Genomic DNA, 1,238 nt, shown 5'->3' with positions numbered 1-1,238 from the left:
GGCACCCGCAAGGACGACGCCGCCCGCGCCGTCCCCGCCGAGTGCCCCGCCGTCGCCGCGCCCGGCGACTCCCGCGCCCGCCAGCTGCGCGGCATGTGGATCGCGACCGTCGGCGGCACCGACTGGCCCACCGACCCGTCCCGGCCCGCCGCCGAGCAGCGCGCCCGCTTCACCCGCCTGCTCGACACCGCCCGCGCGATGAACCTCAACTCCGTCGTCGTGCAGATCCGCCCCGACGCCGACGCGTTCTACCGCTCCCCGTACGAGCCCTGGTCGGCCGTCCTCACCGGCACGCCCGGCAAGGACCCCGGCTACGACGTGCTGGCCTTCATGGTCAAGGAGGCCCACGCGCGGAACCTTGAGTTCCACGCCTGGTTCAACCCCTACCGCGTCGCCCAGGACCGCGACCGGTCCAAACTCGCCCCCACCAGCCCCGCCCGCCGCCACCCCGACTGGGTCCGCGCCTACGGCGACCAGCTCTGGTACGACCCGGGCCTGCCGCAGGTCCGCGACCTGGCCGTCAACGCCGTCATGGACGTCGTCCACAAGTACGACATCGACGCCGTCCACTTCGACGACTACTTCTACCCCTATCCCGAGTCCGGCGACTTCCCCGACGCCGCCACCTACCGCGCCTACGGACACGGGATGCCCAAGGCCGACTGGCGGCGCCGCAACGTCGACACCCTCGTCCAGACCCTGTCGGCCCGCATCCACCAGGACAAGCCCTGGGTGCGGTTCGGGATCAGCCCGTTCGGCGTCTGGCGCAACCGGACCACCGACCCCGCCGGATCGGCCACCAGCGCCCTGCAGTCCTACGACGACATCTACGCCGACACCCGCGGCTGGATCCGCAAACGCTGGATCGACTACATCACCCCCCAGCTGTACTGGCCCATCGGCGACCGCGCCGCCGACTACCGCACCCTGGTCGCCTGGTGGGACCGCCAGGTCGCCGGAACCGGCGTCCAGCTCACCATCGGCCAGGCCGGGTACCGGGTCGGCGAGGACGCCGCGTGGAAGCGCCCCGACGAACTGTCGCGCCACCTGGCCCTCAACGCCCGCCACCGCGGGGTCCGCGGCGACATCTTCTTCTCCGCCACCGACATCGCCGCCGACCGGCGCGGCTTCGCCTCCCGCGTCCGCGCCGACCACTACGCGCGCCCCGCGATCCAGCCGCCCGCCGCGCCCGCCGGGCAGCGCCCGCACACGCCCGACCCCGTCCGCGGCGTCCGCGC

At 74.0% G+C, this 1,238-nt stretch carries 1 protein-coding gene; it reads left to right on the top strand.

Going from position 1 to position 1,238, the window contains the following annotated elements; all coding sequences use genetic code 11:
* A partial coding sequence (locus tag DZF91_RS23610; protein WP_117359527.1) for a glycoside hydrolase family 10 protein occupies window positions 1–1,238 on the top strand: 1,238 nt, incomplete at both ends.

This window comes from Actinomadura logoneensis, assembly GCF_003428695.1.
GTDB lineage: Bacteria > Actinomycetota > Actinomycetes > Streptosporangiales > Streptosporangiaceae > Spirillospora > Spirillospora logoneensis.
Note: the sequence above shows the minus strand (reverse complement) of the source record. Positions and strands in the feature narration are given on the sequence as shown.